General features: G+C 46.4%; 17 protein-coding genes. 3 read left to right on the top strand and 14 right to left on the bottom strand.

Annotation, left to right across the window (positions count from 1 at the left end; genetic code table 11):
- Nucleotides 1-74: 74 nt before the first annotated feature.
- Nucleotides 75-1,091: an NAD-dependent epimerase/dehydratase family protein gene (locus NG821_RS06380; protein WP_252760829.1), complete on the top strand. Its 1,017-nt coding sequence runs from the start codon at nucleotides 75-77 to the stop codon at nucleotides 1,089-1,091.
- A 67-nt stretch (nucleotides 1,092-1,158) separates the two neighbouring features.
- On the opposite strand, the gene NG821_RS06375 is transcribed toward NG821_RS06380, so the two are convergent.
- Entirely contained in the window at nucleotides 1,159-1,707 is a 549-nt protein-coding gene (locus NG821_RS06375; protein WP_252760828.1) for an NAD(P)H-dependent oxidoreductase, read from the bottom strand.
- Nucleotides 1,708-1,962: 255 nt separating this feature from the next.
- On the bottom strand, nucleotides 1,963-2,631 hold the full coding sequence (locus tag NG821_RS06370; protein ID WP_252760827.1) for a Crp/Fnr family transcriptional regulator: 669 nt from the start codon (nucleotides 2,629-2,631) through the stop codon (nucleotides 1,963-1,965).
- Nucleotides 2,632-2,851: 220 nt separating this feature from the next.
- On the opposite strand from NG821_RS06370, the gene NG821_RS06365 reads away from it, so the two are divergent.
- Nucleotides 2,852-3,196, top strand: coding sequence for a cupin domain-containing protein (locus NG821_RS06365; protein ID WP_252760826.1), 345 nt, complete (start codon nucleotides 2,852-2,854; stop codon nucleotides 3,194-3,196).
- On the top strand, nucleotides 3,190-3,561 hold the full coding sequence (locus NG821_RS06360; RefSeq protein ID WP_252760825.1) for a DUF488 domain-containing protein: 372 nt from the start codon (nucleotides 3,190-3,192) through the stop codon (nucleotides 3,559-3,561). The genes NG821_RS06365 and NG821_RS06360 overlap by 7 nt, the downstream gene beginning before the upstream one ends.
- Nucleotides 3,562-3,786: 225 nt before the next feature.
- Here NG821_RS06360 and NG821_RS06355 read toward each other — a convergent pair whose 3' ends face one another.
- The 12 genes from NG821_RS06355 to NG821_RS06300 all read right to left on the bottom strand — a co-directional run bounded on the left by NG821_RS06355 (nucleotide 3,787) and on the right by NG821_RS06300 (nucleotide 16,701).
- Nucleotides 3,787-4,164 (bottom strand): desulfoferrodoxin, encoded by a 378-nt coding sequence (locus NG821_RS06355; RefSeq protein ID WP_252760824.1) that lies wholly within the window; start codon nucleotides 4,162-4,164, stop codon nucleotides 3,787-3,789.
- 467 nt (nucleotides 4,165-4,631) lie between these two features.
- Nucleotides 4,632-5,279 (bottom strand): YiiX/YebB-like N1pC/P60 family cysteine hydrolase, encoded by a 648-nt coding sequence (locus NG821_RS06350; protein WP_252760823.1) that lies wholly within the window; start codon nucleotides 5,277-5,279, stop codon nucleotides 4,632-4,634.
- A gap of 193 nt (nucleotides 5,280-5,472) precedes the next feature.
- Nucleotides 5,473-7,131 carry a hydroxylamine reductase gene (gene hcp / locus NG821_RS06345; RefSeq protein WP_252760822.1) on the bottom strand — a complete coding sequence of 553 codons (1,659 nt, stop codon included), beginning with the start codon at nucleotides 7,129-7,131 and terminating at the stop codon, nucleotides 5,473-5,475.
- A 545-nt stretch (nucleotides 7,132-7,676) separates the two neighbouring features.
- Nucleotides 7,677-8,318 carry a helix-turn-helix transcriptional regulator gene (locus tag NG821_RS06340; protein ID WP_252760821.1) on the bottom strand — a complete coding sequence of 214 codons (642 nt, stop codon included), beginning with the start codon at nucleotides 8,316-8,318 and terminating at the stop codon, nucleotides 7,677-7,679.
- A gap of 182 nt (nucleotides 8,319-8,500) precedes the next feature.
- On the bottom strand, nucleotides 8,501-9,349 hold the full coding sequence (locus tag NG821_RS06335) for a PstA family ABC transporter permease (protein ID WP_252760820.1): 849 nt from the start codon (nucleotides 9,347-9,349) through the stop codon (nucleotides 8,501-8,503).
- A gap of 4 nt (nucleotides 9,350-9,353) precedes the next feature.
- Nucleotides 9,354-10,244, bottom strand: coding sequence for a phosphate ABC transporter permease subunit PstC (gene pstC, locus NG821_RS06330; RefSeq protein ID WP_252760819.1), 891 nt, complete (start codon nucleotides 10,242-10,244; stop codon nucleotides 9,354-9,356).
- Nucleotides 10,245-10,357: 113 nt separating this feature from the next.
- Complete coding sequence (locus NG821_RS06325) at nucleotides 10,358-11,080, bottom strand: phosphoadenylyl-sulfate reductase (protein ID WP_252760818.1); 723 nt, start codon at nucleotides 11,078-11,080, stop codon at nucleotides 10,358-10,360.
- Nucleotides 11,081-11,109: 29 nt separating this feature from the next.
- Complete coding sequence (locus tag NG821_RS06320; protein ID WP_252760817.1) at nucleotides 11,110-12,381, bottom strand: sulfate adenylyltransferase subunit 1; 1,272 nt, start codon at nucleotides 12,379-12,381, stop codon at nucleotides 11,110-11,112.
- A gap of 71 nt (nucleotides 12,382-12,452) precedes the next feature.
- Complete coding sequence (cysD, locus tag NG821_RS06315) at nucleotides 12,453-13,358, bottom strand: sulfate adenylyltransferase subunit CysD (protein WP_252760816.1); 906 nt, start codon at nucleotides 13,356-13,358, stop codon at nucleotides 12,453-12,455.
- Between the two features lie 49 nt (nucleotides 13,359-13,407).
- Nucleotides 13,408-13,866, bottom strand: a complete 459-nt coding sequence (locus NG821_RS06310; protein ID WP_252760815.1) for a precorrin-2 dehydrogenase/sirohydrochlorin ferrochelatase family protein — start codon at nucleotides 13,864-13,866, stop codon at nucleotides 13,408-13,410.
- 16 nt (nucleotides 13,867-13,882) lie between these two features.
- A complete protein-coding gene (locus tag NG821_RS06305; RefSeq protein WP_252760814.1) occupies nucleotides 13,883-16,276 on the bottom strand; it encodes a sulfurtransferase TusA family protein in 2,394 nt (797 codons plus the stop codon).
- Between the two features lie 29 nt (nucleotides 16,277-16,305).
- Nucleotides 16,306-16,701, bottom strand: a complete 396-nt coding sequence (locus NG821_RS06300) for a M67 family metallopeptidase (RefSeq protein ID WP_252760813.1) — start codon at nucleotides 16,699-16,701, stop codon at nucleotides 16,306-16,308.
- Between the last annotated feature and the right edge of the window lie 119 nt (nucleotides 16,702-16,820).

Below are 16,820 nucleotides of genomic sequence, written 5' to 3'. Positions count from 1 at the left end.
GACAGAATGTAAGATTTGGGAGGTTGGAAATATAAATACATTGCGAAGGCAATAGATATAAAACAGGTAGGAAAATGAAGATACTAATTACCGGAACTGCCGGTTTCATCGGCCATCAGTTAGTGAAGGCGCTTGCTGCAGAAGGAGCGGAAATTATAGGACTTGATGAAATCAACGATTACTATGATCCGAATTTGAAATATGCCCGCTTAGAGGATACCGGGATCAAGCGGGAGGAGATAGTGCCTGGAAAAACTGTTCAAAGTCGGACGATGGCAAATTATCGTTTTGTCCGTTTAGATCTGACAGACAAAGAGCGTCTGAATCAACTTTTCGAAGAAGAGCATTTTACCCATGTCTGTAATCTGGCAGGGCAGCCCGGAGTGCGCTATTCCATAGAGAATCCGTATTCTTACATCCAGTCCAACATTGTAGGTTTCTTGAATTTGCTGGAGGCTTGCAGACATCACGGCCTTCCGCATTTAGTCTATGCCAGTTCGAGCAGTATCTATGGTATGGATGCCCATGTGCCCTTCTCAGAGACCGATCGCACCGACTCACCGGTGAGCCTTTACGCAGCTACAAAGAAGAGCGATGAAGTCATGGCATATGCCTATAGCAAACTCTATCATATTCAAACGACAGGGCTGCGCTTCTTTACAGTCTATGGTCCTTGGGGACGTCCGGACATGGCCCCGATAAAATTCATGAGAGCCATCTCTTCAGGTCAGGAAATCCCAGTCTTTAATCATGGCGATATGCTGCGGGACTTTACTTATGTTGATGATATTGTGGAGGGAATCCGCCGTGTCCTGCACGCAGACATAAAGGAAACAGTACCTTATAGAATCTATAATATCGGAAATTCCCAACCTGTCAGATTACTCGATTTTATCCATACCATAGAGGAGGTAACAGGAAAGCAGGCTCAGATGAAGATGTTGGGCATGCAACCAGGAGATGTCACCCGTACCTATGCAGATACGACTCGTTTGCAGAACGATTTTGGTTACAAACCTGAGACCTCCCTTCATGAGGGGATTCAGAAATTGTATGAATGGTATAAAAAATATGCTGAACTCTTAAGTTAGAATTCAGCATATTACTACTAAAACAAATGGTTTCATCGAACCGAAAACGAAATTTTGCCCTTGCTATTCAGATGAATTTCAGAAAGGCTTCTGCCTGATCTTGCAAGTGTTTCTTGTCTTCATTGGATAAGACAAGGACATCCGTAGTCCAGGCATCCTGATTGACATGGATTCCAGTCATTGGTGCCTTCATCACGTCAGCCTTGATGAATTCAAGAAGTTCTGTGAGTTTGTCTTTCATTCCTTTTGTGGCGAATGCTCCACCAGCACCGGAGACAGTGACTTTCTTGCCAGCTATGGCAGTAGGACCATTGAATATGTTAGGATCTTTGGGGCGAGATAGCCAGTCAAGCAAATTCTTGAGATACCCGGGATAGCTGAAGTTATATTCAGGTGAGAATATCCATAGTCCGTCAGCCTCCATCACTTCTTTCCTTATCCTTGCAACAACTTCAAGAACAGGATTCTCTTGATCCTGATTGACGAATGGGAGGTCGGTGAAATCGAGATATTTTATACTGGCTTTACCTGCCAACTTACTTTCTACATATTTTGCAGTTTGCAGGTTGAAAGATTTGGCTCTCGTTGAGCCGATGATAAATAAAATGGTTTTCATATATATGTCTATTGTATTCAGTAGTCAAAGGTAATTATAATTTTCAAGAAATTGCCTTTTCGAGTCGAATTTTAGTAAGAGCAGATTCAAAATATCCGACTATCGGTCATCAGTTTGAGGCCCATGGAAATACTTTCCTGTTGAAATATCTTCAGGCACAGGAGATATTGCCAAAACTTCCTCAAGCGTTTTATCCGAGGGCAAACTGCCACTTTGTGTTCTCGGACAACCTTAGATTATAAAAGGTCCAAACGGTTATTTGATAAGTCTCAGGTCAAGGATCTGGATATCTTTTCCATCAATTTTTATGGCACCTTCCTGCTCGAAATTAGAAAGGACACGGAGCAATGAGAACTTTTGAATACCAAAACTCTGGGCAATCTCTTGTCGGCTTCGGTCCAGATGGATGAGATGACTACCTTGCTCCTTGGCAATTTTACGAAGGAGATAAGCCACTTTTTCACGTACTGTATAAAGACTCAACACCCTGATCTTCCCCGTCAGGAAGACATTGATATTCGAGAGCAGCCGAATGAAATTCAATCCGATCTGCGAATGCCTTTCAGATATGATCTTGAGACTCTCTTTTGAAATCCGGAGAAGTTCGGTCTTGCTGTCAGCCTTGACGCTCACCGGTATCGCATGGTTGTCTGAAAAGAGATAAGCGGGCGCAATGATATCCCCGGAAGACAGACGGCTGACTTCGATCTGTTTCCCACTCAATGCAGCCATGCTGCAAATGAGAGAACCTCTGATGACAATATCCGCATAACGGCAAGGCATACCGGCTACAGTGATGATATCACCCTTCGAAAATTCGATGGTCTTGTAAGGGATATCCTCCATTATGGCTTCTAGTTCTTCTCCTTCTATCTTGTCGAACAGCGGGCATGACAGGAGTGCGGTCTTAGCTTTTTCTTCCATACTGCAAAGATAGGAAAAAAGAAATAAAATATTTTATTCAGGTGTAAGGAAAAAAGGTCTCCTGAAATTTTAAGATAACTTAACTCCAAATGGGCACTTTTGTGCCCTCTGGATAACCATTTGGTCTTTATCTTTGCAGTATACGAAGAGAGAAGGCACTCTTAATCATTTAAACTCTGGAGGAGAAGCCTGGTACTTCAGAAATAGGAGAAACACGAGTATGAAATTTGAAAAAGCAAAAGTATTCAATCTTGAGAATTGCATCGTATATGCCGATGGTGGAGTAGTGAGTAAAGAACTGGTCCATACTGACTTTGGCTCAGTGACCTTGTTCTCCTTTGATGAAGGCCAAGGTTTAAGTCCTCATCAGGCACCTTATGACGCTTTGATTTATGTCATAGACGGGAAGATGGAACTGACTGTAAATGGCAAGACAAATGTCCTGAAGAAGGGGGAGAGTTTCATTATTCCTGCGGGAGCTTTGCATGCCGTCAATGCTCCAGAACGCTTTAAAATGCAGTTGACAATGATCAGCAATAAGAAGGAGGCAGACGCATCATGTTAAATCATCCAATTTTAATCAAGCGGATCTATTCCCCCATGACACTTGGAGATGGATATCGGGTTCTGGTAGATCGGCTTTGGCCCAGAGGACTTTCAAAAGAGAAAGCCTGCTTGGACGAATGGAATAAAGGCATCGCTCCGACTGCAAGTTTGAGGCAATGGTTCGGACATCTGCCCGATCGATTTCCGAAATTCACTGAAGACTACCGGAACGAACTCGATCAGAATGATGAGGCCCATGCCTTTGCTGTCAAGTGCAAGTCACTTTTGGAAAAGTCTCCGGTGACGTTGCTTTATGGCGCAAGGGACGAAAACCACAATCATGCCATAGTTCTTCAACATTGGCTTCAAGAACAACTGGGGTAACTCAGTCATAGTCTTCAAAGAGAACACCCTACGGAGCTTTAAACAGCCTTTAGGGTTCCTTCTCGGGCACCCACCGTATGAATATAAGGGAAGTTCATTATGATGAAGTAATTGATGACGTTACGATCTCCACTTATTGGGGAAACATAGGTATGGAAAATAAAAAAAGGAAATAACCGATATTGTTCAGTTATTTCCTTCTTAAAAGATATGCTCTTTTAAAGTTTATTTAGACTTCCAAAGTCCGTGCAGGTTGCAATAAGCACGTGCATAAACTTCATCAGCGTCAGTCTTGAATTCTGCCTCAGGCTTGTCTTTAGGAGTCAGATATTGTCTCAACACTTTATTATCTGTTATCAACTCTATCCACTGGATATAGTGGGCTTCTGTCATAGGATGCTCTACTGCTCCGACCTTAACACGATACCCACCGTCGATCTTCTCGATTACAGGTACATGCTTTTCCAAAGCTGCATCGGTAGAATTTTCTTTCAACAATTCCATGGGTTGACCACAACATGTCAGTGTACCACCCGATGGGTTAACTACTTCTACGATGTTGCCGCATACGGCACATCTATAAACTTGTTTTGCTTTTGTCATAATGTTTTCGTTTAATGAACACTACAAAGTTAATTAATCTTATCGAATATTGCAAATTCTAATTCTTAAAAAATATAAATGATGAGAGAGTTTTCCAGACTCAAATCTTTGTGGCTCCGGAATGATGAAAATGAAGGTATAGGGCTTTTGTAGAATATAGTTTTTAATGTTCTGACCCTATGTACAATGGGAATATAAGAGGAAATCACGCGAGGGGGACTGAGACTTGAACTTCTGAAACTGATTTCGGCTAAGGGAAAATAAATGCCAGTTGTCAAAGAACAAGTTTAAGTGATCTATTCAGATGGTTCCTCCCATATTGTTGAGTGTAAAATCATCTCCTACAGTAATGAGAGGAAATACCGTTAGCGTATCATCTTTAGGAAAAGGGCAGGCTATAGGTGTAAGTCTGCCGTTGTACTTGGATCAATTTTATTTCGTGGAATTGATGCCTGATTGAGTCAGACTTATGATTTTATTATTCTGATTCTGCTGCTTCTCGACAACTCTCCCGGGTTGCTTCCCGGTTTACCTTCAGGAACAGATAATCCTGCTTTTTGATAATACTTCTTCCAGTAGTGTAGGATATGTCCTTTGCGGTCATGGAAAGACATGGGTATAGGCTGAAATATCAGATGGCCGGAGTGGTCTACATAATTTTTCTGGACAAGTTCACTACAGTAGATTTCCCGATCATCGGGCATGAAATAGAAATCATAAGGCCTTCCAATATCGTGCATGGCGTTCCGTATGGAAGATGGTATATCCACGTCACCTGTGACACGTCCTTGGATGATGGAAGGCGGGCAATTTGCCGTTGTATTCCTGTTGATGAATGAATCCAGTGGAGTGATGACCACACCTCGATGTATGGCTTCGAGGATCTGCCATCTCTTGTCTTTCCTGATGACAATGCCGACATGGTCAATGGTAGTCCCATAGATGCCCTGCGTTACTTTTGTGATGGCGTTGCCCTTGGGCACATAAGCAAAAAGGAGATCACTTTCTCGAAGAGAATCGGGGTTGAACGTCGGTTGTGCCTTTGCCGCTAAGTCGAAGGCAAGAAGAAAAAGGAAAAAGAAAATGTGCGTGACAGGGTTGCAGAACTTGTTCATCTCTTTTATTTGTTTTCTGCAAAAATAAGAAAAAAAACGATGCCCCGCTCCAATATGGATAGGTTTGACATCATTGGAGGTCAATAGGTACAGTCGAGGGCCTTTCAAAAAACATAAACGGCAGGAAAAGACCGTTCTCCGAATGAGAACGTTGCTTTCCTGCCGTTTACGCAGAAGGTCATAGACAGACCTTTTAATTTTCCACTAACTGGAATTTCCTCACGTCTTCTTCTACAGTCGAGATGGTTCCAAGGTCAAACTCATCCTGAAGCACTTTCAGAACATTCGGTGAGACGAAGGCAGGCAGTGTCGGGCCGATGTGGATATGCTTGATCCCCAGACTCAATAGTGCCAGGAGGACGATGACAGCTTTCTGTTCGTACCAAGCAATATTAAAGACTATCGGGAGGTCATTGATATCTTTAGCCTTGAAGATTTTCTGGAGTTTCATCGCAATGACAGCCCATGAATAGGAATCGTTGCACTGTCCGGCGTCAAGGACACGCGGAATACCATTGATTGCACCGAGGTTCAATTTGTTGTATCTGTATTTGGCACAACCGGAGGTAAGGATGACGGTATCTTTCGGTAGAGTTTCAGCGAAGTTCTTGTAGTATTCGCGACTCCTCATCCTTCCGTCACAACCGCTCATGACAATGAATTTCTTGATGGCACCACTCTTGACTGCATCAACGATCTTGTCAGCGAGAGCCAGCACCTGATCGTGTGCAAAGCCACCTATGATCTCACCGTGTTCGATCTCTTCAGGAGCCTTACAGGTTTTAGCCAAAGCGATGACTTCGGAGAAATCTTTATGGCCGTTCGCATCTACAGGGATTTGTTTCCAACCGGGATAGCCTGCTGCATTGGTGGTAAACACCCGATCCTTGTAACTGGCCTTCGGTGTCGGCGGTACGATACAATTGGTCGTAAAGACGATTGGACCATTGAAGTGCTCGAATTCCTGGCGCTGCTTCCACCATGCATTTCCGTAGTTGCCTACAAGATTCTTGTATTTCTTCAGCTCCGGGTAGTAGTGGGCAGGCAGCATCTCGCTATGCGTATAGACATCGATACCTGTTCCCTGAGTCTGTTCCAACAGGTCTTTGATATCCTTGAGGTCGTGACCGGAAATCAATATCCCCGGATTCGTGCCTACTCCGATATTGACCTTTGTGATCTCAGGTTTTCCGAACGCAGTCGTGTTCGCCTTGTCCAGCAAGGCCATGACTTTGACGCCATATTGTCCGGTAGCCAATACCGTATGGAGGAGTTGGTCTTTTGTCGATTCCGGATCTGAGACAATCTTCAGAGCCGAAGTCATGAAATTGACGATGTCCTGACTGTGATACCCCAGACGGGCAGCGTGCTCACCGTAGGCAGACATCCCCTTAAGTCCCAATACTGTAAGTTCTTTCAGGGAGCGGATATCCGGATCTGTATTGCGCAGCACCGTTTCCCTATCAGCTTCCTGTTCATAGTCTGACCGTTGTCCCTTCCATGTCACTTCGTGGAAATCAGGCAGAGCGACATTGTTCTTTTGAGCCAGACCGATCAGTTCGGCTTTGATTCGGACTCCTGCATCTACACGTCTCAGGATACTGTCGTCATCGAAGTTCGCATTCGTGATCGTTGAGAAGATGGCGTCATAGAGGAAGGTCTCTATGTCAGGCAACGGTTTCACGGATGCTTCGTGAAGTTCATGATAAACTGTTCCGATGCCTCTTACCACAGAGATCAGCAGATCCTGATAGCGAGCAGTCTGGGGAAGTTTACCGCAAACCCCTCTAAAAGTACATCCTGTGCCAAAAGCTGTTTCCTGGCATTGAAAGCAAAACATTTTCTTTTCCATAATTTTGAGTTCTAAATCATTTACGCTGCAAAATTATCTTACTTTCAATGGTTTGCCGGCCACATTTGTGCCCGTAGGTCCTATAAAATAAGTTAAAAACGATTGAGCACTCGGGATCGGGTCTTTTGCGATGCTGAATGCAACTTGCCTTGGGCCGTTCCTTTTCAAAATAGATCAGTTGAAAGATAGTGTTTTTCATACATCAACGTCAGTCCTTTTGGAGAAAAATACTTGTATAAGGATGGAAACTCTATAGTGCTGATTCTGCCAGTAATTTTCATTGGAAGAGGGGGCTGCCAATCAGTGATGGGAGAGGGGAATTGCTCTATCAGGGAAAGGGCGGTTTATGTTTCGAGAAAGTCAGCGTTATGTTTCTCGAAAGAGACGGCTGACTTTCTCGAAACTACGAATGCTTGTTTCCCTATGGCAAAAGACCCTGTTTCCCGGACCGCCAAATAAGCTGTTAAACAGGTATTTGGAAGTGGTTCTTGACAGAATGTTTTTCTTGATAGTATCTACACTATACTCATTCCACTCCCAGGGCATCAGATGTAGAATTCGCTGGTGTCTACCAGTCCCGCCCTGAAAGCATATTTCACTGCTTCATGGGCAGTGTTCACACCCAGTTTTCGGAAGATATTCTTGCGGTGTGTATTGATCGTATGAATAGAGCAGTAACGTTCGGCCGCAATTTCCTTAGTTGTCTTCCCCTGTGCAATAGCTTTAAGGACTTCTATTTCTGTCGAAGTGAGGATAGTCGTGACCTCCTGCTTTTTCTGTTGCTCCAGTAGGATCTCCATAGCCCTCTGGCAGATGTATCTGTCCTTTTGGGTGGCAGCCAAGATCGCATCTCCAATGATGCTGACGGGAGAATCCTTGAAAATGACGCTGAAGTGGTGGTTGGAATAGATGACGCGCCGCAGGAAATCGTCAGTCAGATCTTCGCTGATCAATATCCATTCCGCCTCAGGAAATCTTTCGCTGACGATAAGCAGGCCATTCTCATCCTCAAAGTCAAACAGGGTATAGTCCAGAAGGATAACCACATGACCATCCTCTTTAAGGAGTTCTATCAACCTGGTCTTATCTTCTACACGGATAATTTTTCCCGGGGAAACCTTTTCGATTATTGCTTCAAGTCCTATTCGAGTGAGTTCTTGGTTATCTGCTAAAAGATATCTTACCATATATGATAGGCTCCTTTCCTGTTAATTACGACAAAAGTACATCTTTTATATTACTCAAAAAATAGTAAATACATGGTATTTGACATACCATAAACGTGGTAAGTGAGGGTGTCTTTCCACGATTGTGGTATGTCAAATCAGGATAATATCTGTCAGTTTTGAGGCCCTGAGCTTCGGGTATCCTAAACCTTGTTCTTAGAGAAATGATTCAGGATAAACCGGCCGCCGAGACTCAATACCAATACGATGACCGTGAGGACGACCGCGGCCGCATAAGCCCGGTCCTGTACAGATTGTTGAGGGGCGCTGAGTTGGAAGAAAATACTGAGAGGGAGGGTTGCTGCCTGCTGGTCCAGGCTCTTGGGAATATGGTCGGAAAATCCGGCTGTGAACATGACTCCGGCACAGTCACCTATGGCTCTTCCGATGCCGAGTAAGGTCGCTGTCGCTATCGCCGGCGCTATTTGCCGGAGCACCACGCCTATCGTCTCAAGTCGGGTAGAGCCGAGACTGTAAGAAACTTCCAGAATGTCTTTCGGAATGGATTTCGCCACTTCATCCATACTCCGGATGAAGATGGGAATGATCAGGAGCGTGATGACCAGAATTCCTCCAGCCAAAGAAGCCCGCATTCCCAACCATATCATCAGAGAGAAGGCAAAGGCACCGTAAACGATGCTGGGGATTCCGAAGAGGGTGTCAAAAGCCAGACGGGCAATATAGCCGAACTTACTGTCAGGTTTCAGGTATACATTCAGGTAGAAGACCACGGGTAGGGCAATGAGCAGTCCCAAAAGTGTAGAGGCCCCTACGATGTAGACACTGCCGACAATAGCGTTGAGGAACCCGCCTTCACCTCCGATATAGAACCCCCCACTGGGGAGCTCGGTGATCATCTTCCAGGTCAGTACAGGACAGCCCCGTTTGAATATCGTCCAAATGACGCTGACTACAAAATAGAATACGATGGCCAGAGACAGGTACATCAGTATTTTGGCTATCTTCTCTTCTACGAATTTCCCTTTGACCATAGCATCAGGTATTTTTGATCCTCCGCAATACGATACGGGAACCTAAATTGAGTATTACAATGACGAAGAACAGCAGGAAGGCAGCGAACATGAGCGCACTCTCATACATCGGTATCGAGAGCATCTCCCCATAGTTGTTGGCTATCAGTGCCGGGATAGGGTAGCAGGCATCGAGAAGGCTGCCGGGTACGACCGGTACATTGCCGCACACCATCAGCACGGCAATTGTCTCGCCGAGGGTACGACTGAGAGCCAGTACGATGGCGGCAATCATGCCGGGGGCGGCTTTCCTCAAGACCACGAATTTGGTGGTCTGCCAAACGGTCGCCCCCAGAGACAGTGACGCATCCCTCAGTTCTCTGGGAACATTGGAGAAGAGTTCCATAAACAGTGAAATGAGAAGGGGCAGGATCATCACGCTGAGTACGATCCCGCCGGTCAATACGGTATAACCGCTGTTGTTCCCGGAGAATAAAGGTGCGACAAATTTTGCTATCCAAGGTACGATCAACAATGTGCCCCAGACACCGTAGATCACTGAGGGTAATCCTGCCAGAATATCAAGCAGGGGATAGACATATCTACGGACGACAGTATTTGCATATTCTGTCAGGTAGACAGCCATGAACAGAGAAATGGGCAGGGCTATGATGATGGCTACCGCCGTACACCAGAAAGTTCCGGCCAGGAAAGGCAGGAATCCGAACTTGCCCTGCATCGGTTTCCAGTTGCTCTCAGTCAACAGATCCCACAGGTGATATTGATGCAGGATCGGAGCTGATTTGAGGTATAGTCCGATGGCCATGGCAATGACGAGCAGTATTGAAGAAAGGGTCAGTACAAACATTCCCTTTTCTGCCAGTTTGTCTTTGAGTATTCTATAGTCTATCTCCATTTTTCCACAATTATTGAAACAGTCAACTCCCTGATCCGGAAATCCGGATCAATATTGTTGGCTTCTTCTATCCTGAACAGACCTTTTTTCTTTTTTGGAAATCAGAGTCGGACTCATTGTTTCTGATGCAGTCCGCACTCACGATGATCGGGAGATTCCCACCACCAGCGTCCCGCCCTGATATCCTCTCCGGGTTTGACAGCCCGTGTACAAGGTTCGCAGCCGATGCTCGGATAGTTCTGATCCTGGAGTTTGTTATAGGGGACATGATGCTTTCTGATGTATGCCCATACCTCATCTTCCTCCCAATTGATCAGCGGGTTCACTTTGATGAGTTGGTGGATATCGTCCCATTCTACCAGTTGCATGTCCTTGCGCGTGATGCTCTGTTGCCTGCGGAGTCCGCAGATCCATGCATCCAGGCCTTGCATCGCCCTGTGTAGCGGTTCCAATTTGCGGATCTGGCAACAGCGGTGCCGGCTTTCTATGGATTGATAAAAGAGATTGATGCCCTCTTCCCGGACCATGCGTTGCACTTCTCTATAGTCTGGAAAGAATACCTCGATCTTGATATTGTAGGTCAGGTTCGTCCGGTCAATGAGTTGATAGGTTTCCGGAAAGAGACGCCCTGTATCCAGAGTGAAGATCCTGCTGGACGGGTTCTCCTTCACGATGATGTCCGTGAGGACCTGATCCTCAATGCTGAGGCTGGAGGAGAGGGCGATACGGCCTTGGAAGGCATCGAGGAAATACCTCACCACCTCTTCAGCGGGTGCATTGCGGAGTAGTTGGTTGAGTTGTTCGACCTGCCTGGCTTTATCTTGTTTTGTTTTCATCAGCAAAGTTATAATGACTTCATGTGTTCTTACTTGATCATACCGGCGCCAACCGTCTCATTGGTATCCGGATCGATGAAGATCAGACTGCCGGTGACCTTGTTTTCGGCATATTTGTCAAATACCAGTGGGTTGGCCGTATGGACCGTAATCTCGGCGATGTCATTCATGTCCAGGTGGTCTATGCCGTTTTCCTTCTCCAGCGTATTGATATTCCTGCGGTAGTTGATGCTTCGGATGATCCCCAGACTTTCGGCAGTTGTCTGGCGGATGATATACTTGTTCCGGATCTGGGCAGGACGCTCGTTGAACCAGCACACGTCCATCGTGATATCCTGGCTGATTTGGGGTTGCTTTTCATCCACTTTCACCAGTATGTCACCACGACTGATATCGATGTCGTCAGTCAGCAGGATTGTCACACTTTCCGGAGAGAAAGCTTCTTGGAGGTGTTGATCTACGAAATCAATGCTTTTGACGGTGCTTTCCAATCCTGAAGGCAGTACTCTGACACGATCGCCCGGTTTGAGCAGTCCGCCGCTCATGCGACCCGCATATCCTCTATAGTCAGGAAATTGATCACTGATGGGGCGGATCACCAATTGTACCGGAAAGCGGAAGAAGTCACTCACGGTCTTATGTACCACAGGTACGGTCTCCAGATAGTCGAGTAAGGCTTTACCGGTATACCAAGGCATCTTGTCACTCTTGTTCACGACATTGTCACCAACTCTGGCGCTGATGGGGATGAAGACGATGTTCTTGATATGAAGCGCCTCCGACATCTTCTGATAGTCAGAGACGATCTTGTCGTACACCCCTTTGTCGTAATCGACAAGGTCCATCTTGTTGATGGCTACAAGGATGTGGGGGATGCCCAAAAGAGATGAGATATAACTGTGTCTGACCGTCTGTTCCAGAACGCCATGCCTGGCGTCGATGAGGATGATGCTCAAGTCCGCTGTGCTGGCACCGGTAACCATGTTTCTGGTATACTGGATATGTCCCGGTGTATCAGCGATGATGAACTTGCGTTTCGGTGTAGCGAAATAGCGGTAAGCCACGTCAATGGTGATACCCTGTTCCCGCTCAGCCCGTAAGCCGTCGGTGAGAAGGGCGAGATTCACCTCTTCATTGCCGCGACTTTTAGAAGCGGCCTCCACAGCTTCGAGTTGATCCTCGAAAATAGACTTGCTGTCATAGAGCAAGCGTCCGATAAGTGTACTCTTACCGTCGTCTACACTGCCCGCTGTAGAGAAGCGGAGCAGTTCCATATTTAAATATCCTCTTGTATCCGGCATTATTCCTTAGTTGAATTTGATGATGATATACTTTTTTGCAATTTCGATTCCTCGTATCCCGAGCGGTTTTTTTAGAAGTATCCCGCCTTTTTCCGGTCTTCCATTGCCGTCTCACTGCGCTTGTCGTCAGCGCGGCCTCCCCGCTCGGTGACGCGGCTGGATGCGATCTCGTCGATGATATCAGCTACTGTCGTCGCCTTGGATTCTGTCAATCCTGTACAGGTGATGTCTCCGATCGTACGGCAGCGGACCATCTTCTTGACGACCTTCTCTGTGGGTTTGCGCTTGATGACAGGCAGGGCAGCGAGCCATTGCCCGTCACGCTTGAAAACTTCCCGCTCGTGGGTGAAGTAAAGGCTCGGCATAGGGATGTTTTCCAGGTAGATGTATTGCCAGACATCCATCTCGGTCCAGTTGGATATGGGGAACACCCGGAAGTGTTCTCCCACATTCTTCCTTCCGTTGAAGATGTTCCAGAGTTCAGGTCGCTGGTTCTTGGGGTTCCATTGTCCGAATTCGTCACGGTGGCTGAAAAAGCGCTCTTTGGCGCGCGATTTTTCCTCGTCACGACGTGCGCCGCCGATAGCCGCATCAAACTTGTACTTTTCGATGGTATCAAGGAGCGTCACGGTCTGCAGTTTGTTGCGGCTGGCATAATAGCCGGTCTCTTCTTTCACCCTTCCCTTGTCAATACTCTCCTGTACAGATCCTACGATGAGTTCTGCCCCGAGTTTCTTGACCAATGCGTCCCGATAGTCGATCGTCTCCTGGAAATTGTGCCCGGTATCGATATGCAGTAGAGGGAAAGGAATCTTGGCAGGGTAAAAAGCTTTGTAAGCCAGGTAAGTGACTACAATAGAGTCTTTCCCTCCTGAAAACAGGATGCAAGGCCGTTCGAACTGTGCGGCTACTTCCCGCAGGACATAGATGGACTCTGACTCGAGTTCCTTTAAATGTGTAATGTTTTTAGTATACATAATCTCTCTTATATTTCTTGTTTGCGATTTTCTAAGCAAATGATGCCGTTCAAGTGATATCCAAAATGCCTTGTTCTATGAGTTGTCTGATCCGGTTGCGAATCCTGATCGACCGTCTGACATCTCTTGCGTCAGAACCTACGGAAATAGTGAGGTTGTCTTTCAAAAAGACGGCGGGCGATACGAAATCGCAGTAGTCCGGATCATCACAGACACTTGTCAGGATTCCCCGGTTTTCTGCGATCTGTTTGATGCGGTGGTTCTCCTTCAGATCAGCAGTGCAGACATAGAGAATCTTCGTATCTTTCAGGTCTCCCGCTTCAAATGTCCGTTCTATGAAGTGAAAAGGCAGAGACCGGAGTGCTTCAGGTATCTCAGGCGAGATGAAAGTCACCTGATCCGTCAGCCTTGCCAGTCTTTTGGCTTTCTTGATACCTTCCGGACTGCCGCCGATAATTGTAATATGGGCAGTTGTCTTAACGGCAATGGGAATGAAATTCAAAGGCATGGATATGTTTTTAGAATTATTTCTTCTTAATCGTCACTTTCCAATAGTTGCCGACCTTTTCAGTGGCAAGGACAGTGTGCCCCTCGTTCTTTACACTTCCCGGCACATTCTGAATAGGTTGCCCGTCGTCGAGGAGAATCTCGAGGATCTGCCCGCTCTTCATTGGAGAGAGCGCGATCTTGGTCTTGACGAAATTCATCGGGCAGGCTACTCCACGGAAGTCCTTCTTGAGATCAGGTTGGATCTCGTTACCGGTAGCAACCTTTGAAGCAACTTCTTCCTTTTTGGAACTTGTTTCTGCAGGTTTCGTTTCGACCTTAACCTTGCTGTTTTCTTTCCCTTCAATATTGAATTGCAAGTTGTCTCCCATGTTCTTGTATAAGTCGTTCAGTAAGTCGGCAAGTTCGAAAATAAGGGTTTTGTCAGCCGCTAAACTCTGATGTTGGCGGGCTTTGTCGGTAAGCACCTTGAATTTGGCAGGTACGATGCCTGCTTGGATGAATTCCTTGATGAAACCATCGTAGACATCGTCGTCCGTACGCGGATCGATTCCTCTCGTGACCAGTAACATCCGGTTCTCGGAGAATACGATGGCGTGCAGGATTTTCTCTTCATCCCCGGCATTGCCGCTTTCCAGAGCCTTCCGCTTTTCTGCAATATTGTCCTGGTCTATCTCGATGATGTCGAAGAGACCTGCGGAGCACTCGGCCTGTCCGTATTTCACGAGGCTGAACTTCTCGTCATCTCCCCAATCATAGTAGGCTTTCGGCTCTTCGGAGAAAGGTTTTACTTTTTTATACTTGAGAAGCAATTTCTCCACTGTATCCACCCCTTTAGCCTTGACATACTCGTAATAATCGGTGTAATTGCTTTTGTTTGCGATGACATCCTGCAGATAGTCTGTGACGAAATCGGGGAGATGCTTAGCCGGGACATAACCTTGTTGGACATCAATCTCATTATGGCCTTTAAGCGGCAGCCAAACGGTATATGCAGGGAAAGGGTCATCACCTGTTCTGGCGATGCGGCCGCTGAATCCGAGGTCTGCCCATGTCGCGTTGGCACAGATGTTCGTGCAGCCGTTCATATTCAGTTCAAAGTCGGGGATTGCATCCAAATCGAGCCCACTGGTCATCAGGCGTCTGGTCACCGCATTGATGGCGCCTTTCGGCAGGCATATTCCCAGACGGCAGGTATCAGCTCCCGTGCAAGAGGTCATATTGGTCACGACGGCAGGATAATCTATTTGGTAATCACCGATCTTCTTGAAAAACTGGTAAATATCCGGCAGGTAGTCTTCATTGATATTGCGTACTTGGATCTGTTCTTTCTGTGTAAAGCGGATCACGTCATTGCCAAACTTTCCCAGATGTTCTGCTATGGCAGCAAAGAATTCTGTCCGGTTATTCCCGTGTTCGACGGGGAGGTAAGCATACCAGAGGTTTTCAGCCACCCCCTCTTTGGTTGTTTGGCGGTGGGCATAGCGCTTTTTCCAAATCTTGAAAGCATCACTGTTGTCAACGACGGGATCGAATGGAGGTTTGTGGTGTTCCAGAGGCAGGGCAGGCACGAAGAAGTCAAGACTAGCATCTTTCTTCAAGGCATCGAACTCTTCATAGTAGTGCTTCTTAGCTTCCTCTTCACCATATTTATAGAAGACATAGCGCATGCGCGCTTTATGGCGGTTACGCCGGTTGCCATATTTGTTGAACCAATTCTTCAGGGCTTTTGCAGCGCGGTACAGGTCGACTTCCGGCAAGAAATCGAAAACCTCCCAACCGGTATGAGGATTGGTGGACGTACTGCCTGCTATGAGTACACGGAATCCCCGTTTGCCATTCACAAGTCTTGCCTGCAGGCCAAAATCTGCGACATAGGAAGAGTGGGCATCCTTTACATTATAGTCTGCAGCTACCTTATATTTTCTGGGCATCGTGAAGGAGTCTTTCTCGGCAATCAACCTTGACGTCAGTTCTACGATGTAGGGGTAGACGTCGAATTCTTCATCTCCAGTAAGTCCGCTTCTGTCATTGACAGTCATATTGCGTACGGTATTTCCACCTCCACCGGCAGTGCTCAGCCCTGCCTTCTCCAATTTGCGCAGGGCAGGGATGGCATCGAGTATATCGACATTATGGATCTGTATCTCCTGTCGTGTGGTAATATGCAGATGAGAGGTAGACAACTGGTGACCGACAAAAGCCACCTCGGCCAGTTGCTGAGGTGTGATGAGTCCTCCGGCACAGCGTACGCGGAGCATATAATGCTGGTTCTTCCTTTGCTCGTAGATACCCATAGGTACGCGGTTGCTCTTTAACTCACCGGCAGGGATTTCTCCTGCCTTGAATTTTTTGATCAGTGATTCCGTATAGTCGAGATCACTGTCAAGTGTTGATGGAATTCTATACATGTTCGTATCTGTTTTCAGTAAAGAAGAAATTAGTCTTTCGCGTAATGAATCTCTTTGTCGACTACATTACTTCTGATGATTTTGAATGAATTCAGATGAATGCCTTGGTAGAGTGAGAGAATAGCGTAGCGTATATGCGGATCGTTCGCCAGTCTGATATCCTCTTGTGAGGGGCGGGACGGTGAGGCTGGGTGGCTATGCCAATTGGCGAGGATCTTCAGTCCTTTGCTGCGGGCATATTTCAGAGCGGCAAACTGATCCTTGGGAGCGAAAGAAAAATGCTCTGAGCTATGGTCGATGTTTTCCATCCAGTAATTCTCGGTGACGGTATCATCGTGCCCCATCAGATAACCGCAAGTTTCTTTGGGGGCGTCTTTTTTCGCCTGATCAATCATTGCCTGTATGACATTATCATTGATTTTCATTCGAAAATGTTTTTATTGCGAACAGCCAGTAAATCGGCTATTCAGGTTTAACTTATTTGTTTTGACACAATAAAAGAATAAGCAGGCTGCGGTATGCTGTCTGCGGCTATTGGCTTAGG

The organism is Segatella cerevisiae, assembly GCF_024054555.1.
Lineage (GTDB): Bacteria > Bacteroidota > Bacteroidia > Bacteroidales > Bacteroidaceae > Prevotella > Prevotella cerevisiae.
Note: the sequence above shows the minus strand (reverse complement) of the source record. Positions and strands in the feature narration are given on the sequence as shown.

Excerpts from the sequence above, each read along its gene's own strand:
- NG821_RS06380 (WP_252760829.1), top strand. The coding sequence starts at position 75 with ATGAAGATACTAATTACCGGAACTGCCGGTTTCATCGGCCATCAGTTA.
- NG821_RS06375 (WP_252760828.1), bottom strand. The coding sequence starts at position 1,707 with ATGAAAACCATTTTATTTATCATCGGCTCAACGAGAGCCAAATCTTTC.
- NG821_RS06370 (WP_252760827.1), bottom strand. The coding sequence starts at position 2,631 with ATGGAAGAAAAAGCTAAGACCGCACTCCTGTCATGCCCGCTGTTCGAC.
- NG821_RS06365 (WP_252760826.1), top strand. The coding sequence starts at position 2,852 with ATGAAATTTGAAAAAGCAAAAGTATTCAATCTTGAGAATTGCATCGTA.
- NG821_RS06360 (WP_252760825.1), top strand. The coding sequence starts at position 3,190 with ATGTTAAATCATCCAATTTTAATCAAGCGGATCTATTCCCCCATGACA.
- NG821_RS06355 (WP_252760824.1), bottom strand. The coding sequence starts at position 4,164 with ATGACAAAAGCAAAACAAGTTTATAGATGTGCCGTATGCGGCAACATC.
- NG821_RS06350 (WP_252760823.1), bottom strand. The coding sequence starts at position 5,279 with ATGAACAAGTTCTGCAACCCTGTCACGCACATTTTCTTTTTCCTTTTT.
- hcp (WP_252760822.1), bottom strand. The coding sequence starts at position 7,131 with ATGGAAAAGAAAATGTTTTGCTTTCAATGCCAGGAAACAGCTTTTGGC.
- NG821_RS06340 (WP_252760821.1), bottom strand. The coding sequence starts at position 8,318 with ATGGTAAGATATCTTTTAGCAGATAACCAAGAACTCACTCGAATAGGA.
- NG821_RS06335 (WP_252760820.1), bottom strand. The coding sequence starts at position 9,349 with ATGGTCAAAGGGAAATTCGTAGAAGAGAAGATAGCCAAAATACTGATG.
- pstC (WP_252760819.1), bottom strand. The coding sequence starts at position 10,244 with ATGGAGATAGACTATAGAATACTCAAAGACAAACTGGCAGAAAAGGGA.
- NG821_RS06325 (WP_252760818.1), bottom strand. The coding sequence starts at position 11,080 with ATGAAAACAAAACAAGATAAAGCCAGGCAGGTCGAACAACTCAACCAA.
- NG821_RS06320 (WP_252760817.1), bottom strand. The coding sequence starts at position 12,381 with ATGCCGGATACAAGAGGATATTTAAATATGGAACTGCTCCGCTTCTCT.
- cysD (WP_252760816.1), bottom strand. The coding sequence starts at position 13,358 with ATGTATACTAAAAACATTACACATTTAAAGGAACTCGAGTCAGAGTCC.
- NG821_RS06310 (WP_252760815.1), bottom strand. The coding sequence starts at position 13,866 with ATGCCTTTGAATTTCATTCCCATTGCCGTTAAGACAACTGCCCATATT.
- NG821_RS06305 (WP_252760814.1), bottom strand. The coding sequence starts at position 16,276 with ATGTATAGAATTCCATCAACACTTGACAGTGATCTCGACTATACGGAA.
- NG821_RS06300 (WP_252760813.1), bottom strand. The coding sequence starts at position 16,701 with ATGAAAATCAATGATAATGTCATACAGGCAATGATTGATCAGGCGAAA.